This is a genomic window from Pseudomonas sp. MDT2-39-1, assembly GCF_054898085.1.
Map to the genome: position 1 here is coordinate 4,008,900 of NZ_CM142716.1, position 15,988 is coordinate 4,024,887.

15 protein-coding genes and 1 pseudogene are annotated in these 15,988 nt (G+C 60.4%); 8 read left to right on the forward strand and 8 right to left on the reverse strand.

Features of this window, described 5'->3' with window-relative positions; genetic code table 11:
- The first annotated feature begins 6 nt into the window (after positions 1-6).
- Positions 7-798, forward strand: a complete 792-nt coding sequence (locus ACYZTM_RS18805; protein WP_131058922.1) for an AraC family transcriptional regulator — start codon at positions 7-9, stop codon at positions 796-798.
- Positions 799-898: 100 nt separating this feature from the next.
- Complete coding sequence (locus tag ACYZTM_RS18810; protein WP_131063535.1) at positions 899-2,212, forward strand: IS4 family transposase; 1,314 nt, start codon at positions 899-901, stop codon at positions 2,210-2,212.
- A 124-nt stretch (positions 2,213-2,336) separates the two neighbouring features.
- Here the strand turns inward: ACYZTM_RS18810 and ACYZTM_RS18815 are convergent, their stop codons facing one another.
- Positions 2,337-3,104 carry a methyl-accepting chemotaxis protein gene (locus tag ACYZTM_RS18815; protein WP_370655161.1) on the reverse strand — a complete coding sequence of 256 codons (768 nt, stop codon included), beginning with the start codon at positions 3,102-3,104 and terminating at the stop codon, positions 2,337-2,339.
- A gap of 90 nt (positions 3,105-3,194) precedes the next feature.
- A pseudogene (locus tag ACYZTM_RS18820) lies at positions 3,195-4,283 on the reverse strand (cache domain-containing protein); the annotation flags it as partial.
- Positions 4,284-4,684: 401 nt separating this feature from the next.
- Between ACYZTM_RS18820 and ACYZTM_RS18825 the strand changes: the two are divergent.
- Both ACYZTM_RS18825 and ACYZTM_RS18830 read left to right on the forward strand, forming a co-directional pair.
- Entirely contained in the window at positions 4,685-5,578 is an 894-nt protein-coding gene (locus ACYZTM_RS18825) for a PA4780 family RIO1-like protein kinase (protein ID WP_123369234.1), read from the forward strand.
- A gap of 199 nt (positions 5,579-5,777) precedes the next feature.
- Positions 5,778-6,995, forward strand: coding sequence for an MFS transporter (locus ACYZTM_RS18830; protein WP_461983996.1), 1,218 nt, complete (start codon positions 5,778-5,780; stop codon positions 6,993-6,995).
- On the opposite strand, the gene cueR is transcribed toward ACYZTM_RS18830, so the two are convergent.
- From cueR to ACYZTM_RS18845, 3 genes are all read right to left on the reverse strand, one after another.
- Entirely contained in the window at positions 6,949-7,362 is a 414-nt protein-coding gene (gene cueR, locus ACYZTM_RS18835; RefSeq protein WP_461957074.1) for a Cu(I)-responsive transcriptional regulator, read from the reverse strand. The two genes, ACYZTM_RS18830 and cueR, sit on opposite strands and share 47 nt — an antisense overlap.
- Positions 7,359-9,752: a heavy metal translocating P-type ATPase gene (locus ACYZTM_RS18840; RefSeq protein WP_461983998.1), complete on the reverse strand. Its 2,394-nt coding sequence runs from the start codon at positions 9,750-9,752 to the stop codon at positions 7,359-7,361. Before ACYZTM_RS18840 ends, cueR begins: the two co-directional genes overlap by 4 nt.
- A gap of 196 nt (positions 9,753-9,948) precedes the next feature.
- On the reverse strand, positions 9,949-10,332 hold the full coding sequence (locus tag ACYZTM_RS18845) for a hypothetical protein (RefSeq protein WP_461984000.1): 384 nt from the start codon (positions 10,330-10,332) through the stop codon (positions 9,949-9,951).
- Between the two features lie 148 nt (positions 10,333-10,480).
- On the opposite strand from ACYZTM_RS18845, the gene ACYZTM_RS18850 reads away from it, so the two are divergent.
- Both ACYZTM_RS18850 and ACYZTM_RS18855 read left to right on the forward strand, forming a co-directional pair.
- The gene (locus ACYZTM_RS18850) at positions 10,481-10,678 is read left to right on the forward strand and encodes a heavy-metal-associated domain-containing protein (protein WP_131058928.1); all 198 of its coding nucleotides are present in this window, start codon (positions 10,481-10,483) and stop codon (positions 10,676-10,678) included.
- A 219-nt stretch (positions 10,679-10,897) separates the two neighbouring features.
- Positions 10,898-12,094, forward strand: a complete 1,197-nt coding sequence (locus ACYZTM_RS18855) for a multidrug effflux MFS transporter (protein ID WP_131058929.1) — start codon at positions 10,898-10,900, stop codon at positions 12,092-12,094.
- Between the two features lie 8 nt (positions 12,095-12,102).
- Here ACYZTM_RS18855 and ACYZTM_RS18860 read toward each other — a convergent pair whose 3' ends face one another.
- From ACYZTM_RS18860 to ACYZTM_RS18870, 3 genes are all read right to left on the reverse strand, one after another.
- Positions 12,103-12,273 (reverse strand): hypothetical protein, encoded by a 171-nt coding sequence (locus ACYZTM_RS18860; protein ID WP_165557415.1) that lies wholly within the window; start codon positions 12,271-12,273, stop codon positions 12,103-12,105.
- A 150-nt stretch (positions 12,274-12,423) separates the two neighbouring features.
- Positions 12,424-13,437, reverse strand: coding sequence for a zinc-binding alcohol dehydrogenase family protein (locus ACYZTM_RS18865; protein ID WP_461984003.1), 1,014 nt, complete (start codon positions 13,435-13,437; stop codon positions 12,424-12,426).
- Positions 13,438-13,469: 32 nt separating this feature from the next.
- Positions 13,470-13,763, reverse strand: coding sequence for a putative quinol monooxygenase (locus ACYZTM_RS18870; protein WP_131058931.1), 294 nt, complete (start codon positions 13,761-13,763; stop codon positions 13,470-13,472).
- A 118-nt stretch (positions 13,764-13,881) separates the two neighbouring features.
- Between ACYZTM_RS18870 and ACYZTM_RS18875 the strand changes: the two genes are divergently transcribed.
- Both ACYZTM_RS18875 and ACYZTM_RS18880 read left to right on the forward strand, forming a co-directional pair.
- Positions 13,882-14,811: a LysR family transcriptional regulator gene (locus tag ACYZTM_RS18875; RefSeq protein WP_461979140.1), complete on the forward strand. Its 930-nt coding sequence runs from the start codon at positions 13,882-13,884 to the stop codon at positions 14,809-14,811.
- 317 nt (positions 14,812-15,128) lie between these two features.
- On the forward strand, positions 15,129-15,863 hold the full coding sequence (locus ACYZTM_RS18880) for an ArsR/SmtB family transcription factor (protein WP_131058933.1): 735 nt from the start codon (positions 15,129-15,131) through the stop codon (positions 15,861-15,863).
- Positions 15,864-15,988 lie beyond the last annotated feature (125 nt).

Here is a 15,988-nt window from a genome sequence, read left to right on the forward strand (position 1 = left end):
CAATCAATGCCGACTAACGGACAACTTTCCCTCGAACGAACGATTCCGACACTGAAGGCGTTGCCGCGTCCGCTGTTCGCGCGGGCGGAAAGTCTGAATGCCGGGTCGTGGACGCCGCCTCATCGCCACGACTGGGTGCAATTTTCCTACGCCATCAGCGGCGTTCTCGGTGTGCACACTGCTGAGGGCAGCTTCTTTGCGCCACCGCAGTGGGGGATCTGGATTCCGGCGGATCTTGAGCACCAGGTGGTGACCTCGATGCGCGCCGAGATGCGCAGCCTCTACGTGCGCCGCGAGGATTGCGAATGGGCGGACGGGCGTTGCCGGGTGCTGGAAGTCACGCCGTTGGCCCGGGAGCTGATCAAGAGTTTTTGCCTGCTGCCGGTGGAATATCCACAGGGCGACAGCCAGGAAGCGCGGTTGGTGAATGTGCTGCTCGATCAATTGGCGAATCTGCCGGAGGTGGGGTTTTCCCTGCCGTTGCCGCGGCATGAGCGGTTGCTCGGGTTGTGCAATGAGCTGATCGAAAGCCCGGAGCACACCGTGACATTGCAGGAATGGGCGCAGCGCCTGGGGATGTCGGAGAAGACGCTGATGCGCTTGTTTCAGCGCGAGACCGGGTTGAGCTTTCGAGGCTGGCGGCAGCGGATGCGGTTGCTGTCGTCGTTGAGTTTGCTGGAGGAGGGCGACAGCGTGACCAATGCGGCGCTGTCTTGCGGGTATGACTCGACGTCGGCGTTTATTGCGGCGTTCAAGGGGTTATTCGGGTTTACGCCGGGGGAGTTGTTTCGGCAGTGATGACGCCTTCGCGGGCAAGCCTTAATGCCAGTCAGTTAAGAAATTGACTTGCCCGCCCAGCAGTAATAGAAACGGGCTTATGTTTTTATGAGCCCGCTTCATGTCCCTACAAAACGCCCTTCAAGAAGTTACCAAACTCAATCCGATCTCTTTCGAACGCTTTGCGCAACTGATCGATCCCCTGTGGATCGAGCAAGCGCTGGCCTCGACCGGAACGGTTTCTCTGCGCCGTAGACGCCTGCCGGCCGAGCGTATTGTCTGGTTGGTGGTGGGGTTGGCCTTGTTCAAGAACGAGCCGATTTGGCTCATCGTGCAGCAGCTGGGACTGGCTTTGGGCGAAGCAAAGGTGCCTGTGCCCAGCGCAGCAGTCCAGGCCCGGCAACGGCTGGGAGCAGAGCCCCTTGCCGCACTGTTTAAGCAATTGGCAGAGTCATGGGGCGGTGCTGAGCAGCCAGCTTCGGCTGGCTTTTTAGGGTTACGCAGCTTTGCGGTAGACGGCGTGGTTTGGTCCACCCCTGACACACCAGAAAACCGCCAAGCCTTTGGTGGCGGGCGGACTCACTCGGGAGACGGAGCCTGGCCACAAGTGCGCGGTGTTTGCCTGATGGATACCTATAGTCACTTGATTCGGGCTGCCTGTTTTGGCGAGTTTGCTGTCGGCGAACTTCGCTATGCCAAAGGTCTGGAGAAAGCGGTAAGCGATCATTCGGTGACGATTTTTGACCGCGCCTATTACTCGGCGGCCCTCTTGCTCGACTGGCAGCACAGTGGAACCGAACGGCACTGGCTCATGCGGGCACGCAAACCGCTCAAGTACGAGGTGATCGAAGAGTTGGGCGCCGGTGATTGGCTTGTGCGACTGACGGTTTCCAGAGATGCGCTCAAGCAACGTCCAGACCTTCCTAGCCATTGGCAGGCAAGACTGATTGAGTACTCGATAGACGACAAACCCCGCCGCTATCTCACCTCGTTGATCGATGCCGAACGTTACCCTGCCAATCAGGTGGCGGGGCACTACAACGAACGCTGGGAAATCGAGTTGGGTTACCGCGAGATCAAGCAAAACCTGCTCAAAGGAGAGCAATTACGCAGTAAACAACCTGATCTGGTGCGTCAAGAACTGTGGGGAACTCTGCTGGCCTACAACCTGATCCGTCAGGAAATGCGCTTGATGGCTGAAGAAATAAAGGTGGTACCGCAACGCTTGAGTTTTCTCTGGTTGTCTCAAGCGGTCAGCAATGCGCTGCGCTTCTGTCCGCTGGAAACGCCAGGCACGATCCCTAAACGACTGGCAGAACTGAGAATCCAGGCTCAGCACTTCATACTGCCAGCCAGACGAGAGCGAAGTTACCCAAGAGTGGTCAAGCCTAGACCAGTCAAATACCCCAAAAAGAGGGCTGGAGGGCTTAACTGACTGGCATTAGGGCAAGCCTCGCTCCTACAAGGATGGCGTCTGTACCAAAATCAGGTACGACACGAAACCTGTAGGAGCGAGGCTTGCCCGCGAATGGCCGCGAAGCGGCCACCGGGATTCAGGATCAGGTCCTGAAACGGCGAACCAACCCATCCAGCTCATTCGACAACCCGGCCAGGCTCTGGGAGTCCAGTCGCGCCGAGTTCGCCAGTTCCGCCACCAACTGCGCATCGCCATGGATCTGGCTGATGTGCCGATTGATGTCTTCAGCCACCTGATGCTGTTCTTCCGCCGCCGTGGCGATCTGCGTGTTCATGTCACGGATCACATCCACCGATTCACGAATCAGCCCGAAACTGCTGCGCGCTTCGCCGATGCGGGTCACCGATTGTTGCGACACTTCCAGGCTCGCATGCATTTGCTGAGTCACTTGGCTGGTGCGCTTGGCCAGGTTGCCGAGCAAGCCATCGATTTCCGCCGTGGAATCCGCCGTGCGTTTGGCTAGGGCCCGGACTTCATCCGCCACCACCGCAAACCCGCGACCTTGCTCACCGGCCCGAGCCGCTTCAATGGCCGCGTTCAGGGCCAGCAGGTTGGTTTGTTCGGCAATCGAGCGAATGGTCCCCAGGATCGACTGAATGTCGTTGCTGTCGCGTTCAAGCTGTTGCATCGATTGCGCCGACTGTTCGATTTCCTGGCTCAAGCGATCAACGCTGGTCACTGCCGCATCAATCTGCTGCTGACCTTGACGCGCCTGGCGCTGCCCACTGTCGGCGGATTCCGCCGCTTGGCTGCAAGAGCGCGCAACTTCGTTGGCGGTGGCAACCATTTCGTGAAACGCGGTGGACACCATGTCCACCGCTTCGCGCTGGCGCCCGGCGGCTTCAGCCATGTCGCTGGAGACCTGGGTTGAACTCTTGGAGGTGGCGAGGATTTTCGTCGCGGCGCCGCCGATGCTTTGGATCAGGTTGCGAATCGCCGTCAAAAACTGGTTGAACCAGTTGGCCAACTGAGCGGTTTCGTCGCTGCCACGGATTTCCAGGTTCTTGGTCAGGTCACCTTCACCTTGGGCGATACCTTCCAGGCCGCTGGCCACGCTGCGGATCGGCCGCACGATGACACTGGCGAAACTGGCGCCGAGGATGGCGAAGACCACCGCCAGTACGGCGGCGATGATTGCGATTAGCCAAGTCAGCTGGGTCGCGGAGCTCATCACGTCGTTTTGCTTGATCAGGCCGATAAAGGTCCAGCCCAGCTGCTCCGACGGCCAGACGTTGGCCATGTAGCGTTCGCCGTTCAACTCGACTTCCACCAGGCCTTTACCGGCCTTGGCCAGTTGCGCGTAACCCTCGCCCAGGCTGCTTAATGCCTTGAAGTTGTGTTCCGGTTGCTTCGGATCGACCAGCACGGTGCCGGTGTTCTCCAGCAACATCAGGTAGCCGGTTTCACCGAGCTTGATCTGTTTGACGATTTCGGTGAGCTGCTTGAGCGTCACGTCGATGCTGACCACGCCGCCATGGGTGCCCAACTTGTTGTCGATGGTGCGCACGGTGCTGACGTAGGTCGCGTCGTCCTGGGCCCAGTAATAGGCCTCAGTACGGAACGGCTTGCCCGGTTTGGCCTGGGCAGCCTTGTACCACGGGCGCTGACGCGGGTCGTAATTGCTCAGCTTCGCATCGTCCGGCCAGGAAACGTAACCCCCCGCCGCAGTGCCGAGGATGGCATAGGCGTAGGACGGATGGCTGTTGCCCAGGTCCTGCAGAAGGCTGAAAACCTTTTTGTCCATCTCACCCTGGGGAATGCTCTCGGCGTTGGCGCTCATGTAGGTCTTGAGGCTGTCGTCGGACTCCTTGATCAGGGGTTGTTTGGCCAGGTAATCGACGTTCTGGCTGATGCCGTCAAAGAACAGCTGCATGGCGTTGCTGACCTGACGAATTTCACGACCACTGCCGTCGACGAAATTGTCCTTGGCGTCACTGCGCAAGTTCATCACAACGAGGGTCGCGACCAGCACCACCGGCAAGCAGGCGATGATTGCAAACGCCCAGGTCAACTTTTGTTTGATGTTCATCCGCGCTCCAGATTTTTCTTGTAGGCCCACGCAGTGCAGATGACTCGCGGATTATTGGCAGAACGATTGTCGGACAAATCACTTTGTCACTGATGAATTCGGCTGATGGAGGCGGAAATTGAGGCCTATTAAGAAAAATCCTACGAAGGGTATGAGTCGAGGTGTCAACTTCTGTCGCAAATACCCTCCAAGCCTTACAGCACCAAGTGACGCTGGCTCAGCTATGATCTGGGGCGGCCGATGACGAGGGTCGGGTTTGCCTGATTAATCCGGCACAGTGTGTGCTTCTTGATGTCGATGGGAACGTTCATAGGTCGGCAACCCCTCCCCCGAATGAGCGGATTGCCGTATAACGAATGACTTTCGCGTGTTTGGTAATAAAGGACCCCCAATAAAAGCTGATGAAGACTCCAAAACGCATTGAACCCCTGATCGAGGACGGTCTGGTCGACGAGGTGCTGCGCCCACTCATGAGTGGTAAAGAAGCAGCTGTTTATGTGGTGCGCTGCGGCAACGAGTTACGTTGCGCGAAGGTCTACAAGGAGGCGAATAAACGCAGTTTCCGTCAAGCGGCCGAGTATCAGGAAGGCCGCAAGGTGCGCAACAGCCGTCAGGCTCGAGCGATGGCCAAGGGCTCCAAGTTCGGCAAGAAAGAAACCGAAGACGCCTGGCAAAATGCCGAAGTGGCGGCGTTGTTCCGTCTGGCCGGTGCTGGCGTTCGGGTCCCTCAGCCTTACGACTTCCTTGAAGGCGTGCTGCTGATGGAACTGGTGGCCGACGAGTACGGCGATGCCGCACCGCGTCTGAACGACGTGGTGCTGGAACCGGATCAGGCGCGCGAATATCACGCGTTCCTGATTTCGCAGATCGTGCTGATGTTGTGCACCGGTCTGGTGCACGGCGACCTGTCGGAGTTCAACGTATTGCTGACCCCGACTGGCCCTGTGATCATCGACCTGCCGCAAGCGGTGGACGCGGCGGGCAACAACCACGCGTTCAGCATGCTGGAGCGGGATGTTGGCAACATGGCGTCCTATTTCGGGCGGTTTGCGCCAGAGTTGAAAAAGACCAAGTACGCCAAGGAAATGTGGGCTTTGTTCGAAGCCGGCACCTTGCACCCGGCCAGTGTCTTGACCGGCGAGTTCGACGAGCCTGAAGAGTTGGCTGACGTGGGCGGGATCATGCGCGAGATCGAGGCGGCACGCCTGGATGAAGAGCGTAAGCAAGCGGTGCGTGCGGCAGATGATGCACCACCGGGCAAAACCGAAGAACCGCCTCCACCGTGGATGCAGTGATCGGTTAAAGAAAACCCGGCTTCGGCCGGGTTTTTTGGTTCATGACCTGGTAAAAGACCGAGTCGCCTGGTTCGCGGGCAAGTCTCGCTCCTACAGGGATTTGTGTGGCAGCAATATTTTGTAGGAGCGAGGCTTGCCCGCGAAGGCGTCAGTCTGTGCGCCCCGGAATTTTCATACCCACCACACTCAAGGACTGAATGTGAACACCTCCACCCGCAACGCCCAGTTGATTATCGCCGCCCGTCTGGTCTCGGACTTCGGCGCCTTCCTCAACATGGTCGCCCTGGCCACTTACGTTTATCTGCTCAGCAACAGCGCCATGAGCGTCGGGATCTTCCTCGCCAGCCGCGTGGGCGGAGGGGTTTTCGCCAGCCTGATTGGCACTTCGTTCTATCGTCGCTGTGCCGGGCGCATGCCGCTGATTGCCTTTGATCTGCTGCGCGCGGGGTTGTTGGGCCTGCTGCTGGTGCTGCCGGTCGCCCAGCAAGCACTGCTTTTACCGGTGATCGCGTTCGGCCTGGGGTTCGGCAACTCAATGTTCGCTATCGGCCTCAACAGCCAGTTACCGCACCTGATCGAAGGCGAACACCTGCTCAAGACCAACGCCTGGATCACTTCGGCATCGTCCACTGCCATGGTCGGCGGAAGCCTGGTGGCGGGCTTGTTGGTGGCGGCGTTTGGCTTTGAAACGGTATTTGCATTGAACGTGGTCACTTATCTGCTGGCCGCGTTGTTTATCCTGCCGTTGCGGTTTTCCCGACCTGCGCCCAGTACTGAGCTAACCCCGGCGCGTGGTGAGTGGCACGCCCTGCGCCAAGGCCTGCGCAGTACACCCGTGGTGGCCGCGATGCTCGCTGTCACCATGGCCGACACCCTGGGCAGCGCCGCGCACAACGTTGGCTTCCCGATCATTTCCAGACTGCTGACCCCGGAGTCGGCCAGCACCACGCTGGGTTTGATGCTGGCGGTCTGGGCCTGTGGAAAACTCATCGGCGCGCGCATCGCCAGTCGCCTGAAAGGTTCTGACAATGCACACCTGGAGCGGCGGTTTTTCTTCGGCGTGTTGCTGATGTCCTGCGGCTTCATCCTGATGTTTCAGCAGCAGACCCTCTACGGATTGCTGCTGTTCTCGTTACCGGCGGGATTGGGCGACGGCTTCTCCGAGGTCGGCTTGATGTCGCGCCTTCAACGTGAACCGGACAGTCTGCGCCTGCCGATTTTCAGCTTGTTGACGTTGCTGCAAATGACCGGCTTCGGCGTCGGCATGTTGATCGCCGCGCCGTTCTATTCGTGGTGGACGCCGGGGGCCGTGGTGCTGCTGTTCCACGGCATTCCCGTCACCACGTTGCTGGTGGTGAAGGCACTCGCGATCAGGGGCGAACGGGTTGCGCGCAGCAGCCCGACTCCAGGTTCTTGAGGATCGGGCAGTCGGGGCGATGGTCGCCCTGGCAGTGTTCGACCAAGTCCTGCAGGGTGTCGCGCAACTGACCGAGTTCGCGGATTTTCTGGTTCAGTTCGTCGATGTGTTGGCGGGCCAGGGCCTTCACGTCGGCGCTGGCTCGCTGGCGGTCCTGCCAGAGGGTCAACAGTTTGCCGACCTCCTCGAGTGAAAACCCCAGATCCCGGGAGCGCTTGATGAACGCCAGCGTGTGCAAGTCGTCATCGCCATAAACGCGGTAGCCGCTGTCGGTGCGATGGGCAGCCTTGAGCAAGCCGATGGATTCGTAATAACGAATCATCTTCGCGCTCAGGCCGCTATGGCGGGCTGCTTGGCCGATGTTCATCGGTTGTCCTCCAGATCCTTGGGTTTCCAGGTTTTCAACAGTAGCGCATTGCTCACCACGCTGACGCTCGACAACGCCATCGCCACGCCGGCCAGCACCGGATTGAGGAAACCGAATGCTGCCAAAGGAATGCCGATCAGGTTATAGACGAACGCCCAGAACAGGTTTTGCCGAATTTTCGCGTAGGTCTTGCGGCTGATTTCCAGCGCGGCGGGCACCAGCCGTGGATCGCCGCGCATCAGTGTGATACCGGCCGCGTGCATGGCTACGTCGGTGCCACCGCCCATGGCGATGCCGATGTCGGCGGCCGCCAGGGCCGGGGCGTCGTTAATGCCGTCACCGACCATCGCCACCACGCCGGTTTTCTTCAATTCGGCGACGGTGGCGGCTTTGTCTGCCGGCAACACTTCGGCGTGGACATCGGTAATGCCCAGGGCTTCGGCAACCACTTTGGCACTGCCACGGTTATCGCCGGTCAGCAGGTGGCTGCTGATGTTGCGTGCGCTGAGCTGTTGCACCGCGTGCAAAGCGCCGGGTTTGAGCGTGTCACCGAACGCGAACAGACCCAGTACGTTGGGCTCGGGGCTTTGTTCGATCAGCCAGGAGAGGGTGCGGCCTTCGGTTTCCCACGCAGTTGCGGACTCAGCCAATAGGCCTGCGCTCAATCCACTTTCTTCCAGCAGCCTGCGATTACCCAACGCCAAACGACGACCGTCGAGCGTACCGGCGATGCCACGACCGGTCAGCGATTGGCTGTCGCTGATATCGGCCACGGTCAAACCGCGTTCGGCGCAAGCGTCCAGAACCGCCTTGGCCAGTGGGTGTTCACTGCCGCGTTGCAGAGCGCCGGCCATTTGCAGCAGGGCGGCTTCATCAGCGTTGATGGCACTCAAATGAGCGATACGCGGTGCGCCCGAGGTCAGCGTGCCGGTTTTGTCGAACACCACGGCGCTGACTTCATGCGCACGTTCCAGTGCCTCGGCGTCCTTGATCAGAATTCCGTAGCGGGCGGCGACGCCGGTGCCCGCCATGATCGCGGTCGGCGTGGCCAGCCCGAGTGCGCAAGGGCAGGCGATGACCAGCACGGCGACGGCGTTGATCAACGCGGTTTCCATCGGTGCGCCGTACAACCACCAGCCGATCAAAGTCGCCAACGCGATCAACAGAACGGTCGGCACAAACACCTGGCTGACTTTATCCACAAGTTTCTGGATCGGCGCCTTGGCGGCCTGGGCGTCTTCGACCAGACGGATGATCCGCGCCAGCACGGTTTCTGCGCCCAGGGCCTGGGTGCGAACCAGCAACCGGCCTTCGCCATTGATCGCGCCGCCAGTGACTTTGTCACCGGGTTGTTTGGGCACCGGCAGGCTTTCGCCGCTGATCAGCGCTTCGTCGGCGTGGCTCTGGCCTTCGACCACTTCACCGTCCACCGGGAAGCGTTCGCCGGGCTTGACCATGACCAGGTCATTGAGGCGCAAGGCGCTGATGGCGACGTCCTGCTCGCGGCCGTCGACCACCTGAATCGCGCGTTCCGGGCGCAAGGCTTCGAGGGCGCGGATAGCGCTGGCGGTCTGGCGCTTGGCGCGGCTTTCCAGGTATTTGCCCAGCAACACCAAGGCAATCACCACCGCCGAGGCTTCGAAATACAAGTGCGGCATGCGCCCGGCCGCCGTGGCCCATTCATAAAGACTCAAACCATAGCCGGCGCTGGTGCCCAGGGCGACCAGCAAATCCATGTTGCCGGCCCCGGCGCGCACGGCTTTCCAGGCGGCCACATAAAAACGTGCGCCGAAAACGAACTGCACCGGTGTGGCCAGCGCGAATTGCGCCCAGGCCGGGAGCATCCAGTGCACGCCAAACGGCTGCAGCAGCATCGGCAACACCAGCGGCAAGGCAAGGGCAGTCGCCATGATCAACGCCCAACGCTCACGGTGCAGGCGCTGTTGTTGCTGGTCGGTTTGCGGGTGTTCGACTTCCCAGACGCTGGCGCTGTAACCGGCCTTGGTCACAGCGGCGATCAAGGCTTGCGGATCGATTTGTCCGAGCAGTTCCAAGTGTGCCCGTTCGTTGGCGAGGTTGACGCTGACGCTTTTTACCCCGGGCACCTTGGCCAGCGCCCGTTCGACGCGGCCGACGCAGGATGCGCAAGTCATGCCGTCGATGCTCAATTCCAGGCTTTGCTGCGGGACGCTGTATCCGGCCTGTTGCACCGCGTCCATCAAGGCCGGCAGGCTGTCGCGGGGTGCCTGGACCCGGGCCTGCTCGGTGGCGAGGTTGACGCTGACGGCAGAGGCGCCGATGACTTTGCTCAAGGCACGCTCGACACGCCCGGCGCAACTGGCGCAGGTCATGCCGGCAATCGGCAGATCGAAAGTGGTGGATTCGGACATCGGTCGCGCTCCCTGTAGAAGATGCCTACAGGATCAACCTTGCCATGCTGGCAAGGTCAAGCGCAAAGATCGAGGTGCTCAAACCCGCCCTGTAGGAGCGAGGCTTGCCCGCGAAGGGGCCGTAACATTCAACATTGATACTGAATGCAACGGCCCTTTCGCGGGCAAGCCTCGCTCCTACAGGGGTCGATGGTGGTCAGTAGTCCAGGACAGTGGGCTTGAGGTACATCCCTTCCTGCGTCATCGCAATCCGGAATTTCAACACATCCCCGGCCTTGAGCGTGATGTTCTGCGAGCCCGGTGCGAGCATGCCCGGGTTGCAACCCGGTGCCTGGCCCGGCAACAGTTTGAGGCGCAGGGACACATTGCCCGGCGGCAGGTTGAACGAAGTGCTTTGTTCCTGGAACAGCCGCGCCGACAGTTGATCCTGGATGTACACGCCGATCTCGCAGGAGGTCGCGACTTCCAGGCGCTCGCGGGAAATGATCAGTACGCCATAGTCCTCCCCGGCGGCTTGAACCGAAGGTGTCGCGGCCAATAGGCTGAGGAAGCCAAACAGGCTGAGAGCTGACCAGCGCATGGCTGAATCTCCTGAAGTCGAGTCATTGATGCACGCAGCTTGGCCGAGCACGACGCCGATTGCCAGCCCGGCAGCTCTCTCCAGAACTTGACCTTGCCAGGGTGGCAAGCTCGAGACTGCCCGCAACCCTCATGAAAGGAGCCACACCATGCAAGTGTTCAACGTTCAAGGCATGTCCTGCGGTCACTGCGTCAAAGCCATTACCCAGGCGCTGCAAGCCAAGGATCCTGCGGCCAGCGTGCGGGTTGATCTGGCGGCAAAGGAAGTCGGCGTTGAAAGCGCGCTGTCGGCCGAGCAAGTGATCGCTGCGATCACTGAAGAAGGCTACAACGTAAAACTCGCTTAAGACCCAACATAAATCTCCTGTGGGAGCGGGCTTGCTTGCGAAGAGGGAGTATCAGGCGACATTACTGTTGAATGACACACCGCATTCGCGAGCAAGCCCGCTCCCACAGGTTTTGCATTCATTAAGTGATTTTAATAGTTAGCGACCTAACGGAATGTTCAAGGCGTCGATGCGCGGCTAGACTGTCGGGCTGCCGACTTATGCCCAACTGGATGCCTGATGAACTTCCGTACCATTTTGATTCTTGGCGCCCTGAGCGCTTTCGGCCCGCTGGCGATCGATTTCTATCTGCCGGCGTTCCCGGCGATGGCGCTCGCGTTCGGCACCGATGAGAAACACGTTCAGCTGACACTGGCCGCGTATTTCCTGGGCCTGTCCCTCGGTCAACTGGCGTACGGACCGGTAGCGGATCGCTTCGGGCGGCGGATTCCATTGCTGACGGGCGTCGGGTTGTTCACCGCCGCCTCCCTGGCCTGCGCGTTTGCGCCGAATCTGGAATGGTTGATCGGTGCGCGGTTCATTCAGGCGCTCGGTGGTTGCGCGGGGATGGTGATCGCCCGAGCGGTGGTCAGTGACAAATGCGATGCGGTGGGGTCGGCGAAAGTCTTTTCGCAGCTGATGCTGGTGATGGGCCTGGCACCGATTCTCGCGCCCATGCTGGGTGGACTGCTCGTCAATACGACGGGCTGGCAGTCGATCTTCCTGGTGCTGACCGGTTTCAGTGCCCTGGCGGGGTTGGCCGTGGCGATCGGGTTGCCGGAAAGCCTTCCGGCCCATGTACCGCGTCAGCCGCTGTCGGGAGCGTTGCGTCAATACGGTCGGCTGTTGTCGGATCCGGTCTACCTCGGCCACGCCTTGACCGGCGGTATCGCCATTGCCGGGATGTTTGCCTACATCGCCGGTTCACCCTTCGTCTTCATCAAACTCTACGGCGTACCGGCCGAGCATTTCGGCTGGCTGTTCGGGACCAACGCGGCGGGTTTCATTCTGGTGGCGCAGGTCAACGCGCGACTGCTGGCCAAGCGTGGCCCGGCATTCTTGCTGGTGCGTACAGTGTGGATCTACCTGGGTGCGGGCCTGACGCTGCTCGCCGTCAGTGCGCTGCACACCGAGCAGTTATGGCCGCTGCTGATTCCGCTGTTTATCTGCATCGCCAGCCTCGGTTGCATCCTCCCCAACGCCTCGGCCTGCGCCATGAACGGGCAGGGCGCCCGCGCCGGCAGTGCGTCGGCGATGCTCGGTTGCCTGCAATTCAGCGTCGCCGCCGGTGCTGCGGCGTTGGTCGGTGTTTTACACGATGGCAGCGCCGTGCCGATGGCCATGGTCATCAGCCTGTGCGGGATTCTGGTGGTGAGCGTGGCGATGCTCACCCGGCGTTTGCAAAATGCCCGGGCATTGGCGCAAGCCCAGGTCTGAGGACGGACTCAGCCAGCAGCGCGCTGCTGGCGGTCGGGGAATTGATGGGGCGCAAGCAATCGCGCTTCAAGGGTTTTAGTGAAGGCGAGTGCTTCAGCTTCGCTGCGGAACGTTACAGCGTGTTGGTCCAGACGGACCTGCCACTGGGATTTAGCCACTTCTTTTATCAGGATCTTCATTGCTGAACTCTCCTCTCTTAAAAGATGTTACGTAAAAGAATGCATCGCAGAGGTTTCGATTGTAGACCCGTATACGATCACAAATATGACAAAGGTCAACTCTCGGACTGACGGTGTCGTCCAGATGGACGACACCTGTTTCATCTTGTTTCAGAACCCTTCGAGCACAATCTTGCCCTTGGACTTGCCACTTTCCAGCAGCTCATGGGCGCGACGCAGGTTGGCCGCGTTGATGGTCCCGAAGTGCTCGCCGACCGTGGTCTTCAGCGTACCGGCGTCGATCAGCCCGGCCACGCGGTTGAGCAGTTTGTGCTGCTCGATCATGTCCGCCGTTTCGAACAGCGAGCGGGTGTACATGAACTCCCAGTGCAGCGACAGGCTCTTGCGCTTGAGCTTGGTCACGTCCAGCGCTTTCGGATCATCGATCAACGCCAGTTTGCCCTGTGGCGCTAACGCCTCGACCAGTTGATCCAGGTGGTGCTCGGTCTGGGTCAGGCTGGCGACGTGGGTCACATGGCCGACGCCTGCGCGTTTGAGTTCTTCACTCAACGGCTGGCTGTGATCGATCACCAGATCGGCGCCCAACTCGCGCACCCAGCTCTGGGTTTGCGCACGGGAAGCGGTGCCGATGACATTCAGCCCGGTGAGCTGGCTGGCAAGTTGCGTGAGGATCGACCCCACACCGCCCGCCGCGCCGACGATCAGCAGGCTTTGGCCTTCATCGTCTTGACCTTCGCGCACTTGCAGGCGTTCGAAGAGCAATTCCCAGGCGGTGATGGCGGTCAGCGGCAACGCGGCGGCTTCGGCGAAACCGAGGGTTTTCGGCATATGGCCGACGATGCGTTCGTCCACCACGTGCAATTCGCTATTGCCCCCCGCACGGGCGATGGAACCGGCGTAAAACACCTTGTCGCCCGCCTTGAACAGTGTGACTTCACTGCCGACAGCCTTGACCACACCGGCCACGTCCCAACCCAGCACTTTCGCCGCGCCATCTTCAGGCTGGACGTTCTGACGGACCTTGGTGTCGACCGGGTTCACCGAGATGGCTTTGACTTCCACCAGCAGATCCCGCGGACCGGCAACCGGTTCTGGCAGTTCGATGTCTTGCAGGGAATTGGCGTCGCTGATCGGCAAAGACGCGTAATAGGCGATGGCTTTCATGTAGGGCTCCTGAACAGTCATAGAAGAAGGGATCAAGCCACGGTGCGCAGGCGCTTGAGTTCGAAGTGCTCGAGAAAGTCGTCGGCCTTGGCGCGGAAGCTCTGGACATGGGCGCTGGCGTCATGGGCTTGCAGGGCCTCGTCGCTGCTCCAGTGTTCAATCATGTAGAAAGCCAGCGGATTGGCCAGGTCCTGGTGCAGGTCGTATTGACCGCAACCGGCCTCGGCGCGGGTCGGTTCAACCAGCGCACGCAGGTGCTGTTCGAGGGCGTCTTGCTGGCCGGCTTTGGCGATGAGGGTGGCAATGGCGGTGAAAGGCTGGGACATGGTCAGCTCCAGAAACGGGATGATTTCGATGGGACGGATGATTGGCTATTTCTCTGCAAGATAAAACCCGCTAAAAGAGCAGTCTCTTTCAGTATTTTTTTGATAATCGGGGCTGGAAATGCTGCGTTTCGATGACTTGCAGTTATTCGTCCGGGCTGCGGACCTGGGGAGTTTGTCGGCGGCTGCACGGGTGATGGACATGTCGGCGGCGGTGGCCAGTGCGGCGTTGAAGCGCATCGAACAGCAACTCGGCGCGCGTTTGCTGGCGCGTTCCACCCGTAGTTTGCGCTTGACCGCCGAAGGTGAGGGCTTTCTGGAATATGCCCGGGCTGCCCTGAGCAATCTCGATGAGGGTCGCCGTTTGCTGGCCAGCGGTCAGGATCAGGTCAGCGGGATTTTGCAGTTGTCGGCACCGTCGGACTTCGGCCGCAACCTGTTGCTGCCATGGCTCGACGAATTCCAGCGTGAGCATCCCAAACTGACCGTGCGCCTGTTGCTGGGTGATCGCATCGCCGACCTGTTCCGCCAGCCGGTGGACATTGCCCTGCGTTACGGCGAACCGGAAGACTCAAGCCTGGTGGCACTGCCCATCGCTGCGCAGAACCGCCGTGTGCTCTGCGCGGCGCCGAGTTATCTGGCCAGGCATGGCGAGCCGCGGCATCTGGAACAACTGGCGCAGCACAATTGTTTGTTGTTCATGCTCGGCAGCCGGGTCCATGACCACTGGAGTTTCCACGACGGCAAACGCGAGGTCGGCCTGACCGTCAGTGGTGATCGCTTCAGTGACGATGCCGATGTCGTGCGGTTGTGGGCGGTCGCAGGGGCAGGGATTGCTTATAAGTCCTGGCTCGATGTCGCCGCCGATGTGCTCGCCGGACGATTGAAAGTGCTGATGCCGGAGTTGCTCTGCGAGCGCGCACCGCTGAATCTGCTGTGCGCCCATCGCGCACAATTGAGTAAGCCGGTGAACCTTTTGCGGGAAATGCTTGCCAGCCGATGCGCTCATTTAGGCAGTCAATTTCCGACGATATCGGGCATCGATCATTAGTCGCAGGCAAATAGCGAAATTTCTGTCAGGAACTATCACCACCCGCGCTTTCCCAAGGGCAGGAACCGGCGGTTAACCCGCTTATACTAGCGCCCGCCTCATGTACGCACCGTCGATCTCGCGATGGCGAGTCCGCGTTCCAGTCGGCACGGACCCTCGGCCAGGCATCAGACCTTCGCGATACCTGCGAGGCAATGGCACAGGTGAGTGAGGGACTTTGCCCGGCTTATGGCGGTTTCCGCGTCTTGGCCGATGACACATTACTGGTCAAGATGTCTCTGAGCAGCAGACGAAACGATTCAACAGGGAGTGAATACATGGAACATGCACCTTGCATCAGCCAGATCGCCACGTTACTGGCTGACCCCAAGCGCAGCGCAATGATGTGGGCCTTGATGGACGGCTCGGCGCGGCAGACCGAAGAGCTGGCGCTACTGACCGGTCTGTCACCGTCTTCGGCCAGTGCACACCTGGGGCGTTTGTCCGCCGGAGGTCTGTTGAAAGTCGAAATCCGTGGGCGCAAACGCTTTTTCCGCCTGGCCGCGCCTGAAGTCGGCGCGGCAATCGAAGCATTGGCCAGCGCGACGCTGGCCAGTACCCCGCAGCCAGTCCCGGACGTTTTCAAGCGCCCCAGCCCCATTGCCAAACCTCAGGCAGCGCCTTCGTCGTTATTGCGGGCCCGACTGTGCGATGACCATTTGGGAGGCACCCTGGCCGCCGATCTTTACCAGCGGCTGCTGGATGCGGGCTGGATCGAGCAGTTCGAACAGCGCGTCATGATCACCCACAAGGGTTCCACTCAACTGGCCTCGCGCGGAGTGTTCATCCAGGCCCTGGCCCATCGCAACAGCAGAGTTGCGTGCCCGTGTCCCGACTGGAGCGAAAGACGCCCGCACATGGGCGGTTCGCTGGGCGCTGCGTTGTTGCAGCTGTTCATGCAGTCCGGCTGGTTGAGCCTGCCCAACGATTCGCGAGCCTTGCAGATCACGGCCGCGGGGCAGCGGGAGATCCATCGTTTTGCCAAGGAAACCGAGCTGGAAATGGCGCTTTAGAACCGATTGATGGACTAAGCCGGTAGCCGGCTGAACACAGAACCTGTGGGAGCGGGCCTTTGTGGCGAGGGGATTTATCCCCGTTCGGCTGCGAAGCAGTCGCAAAATCAGTGCATGCGGTGTAT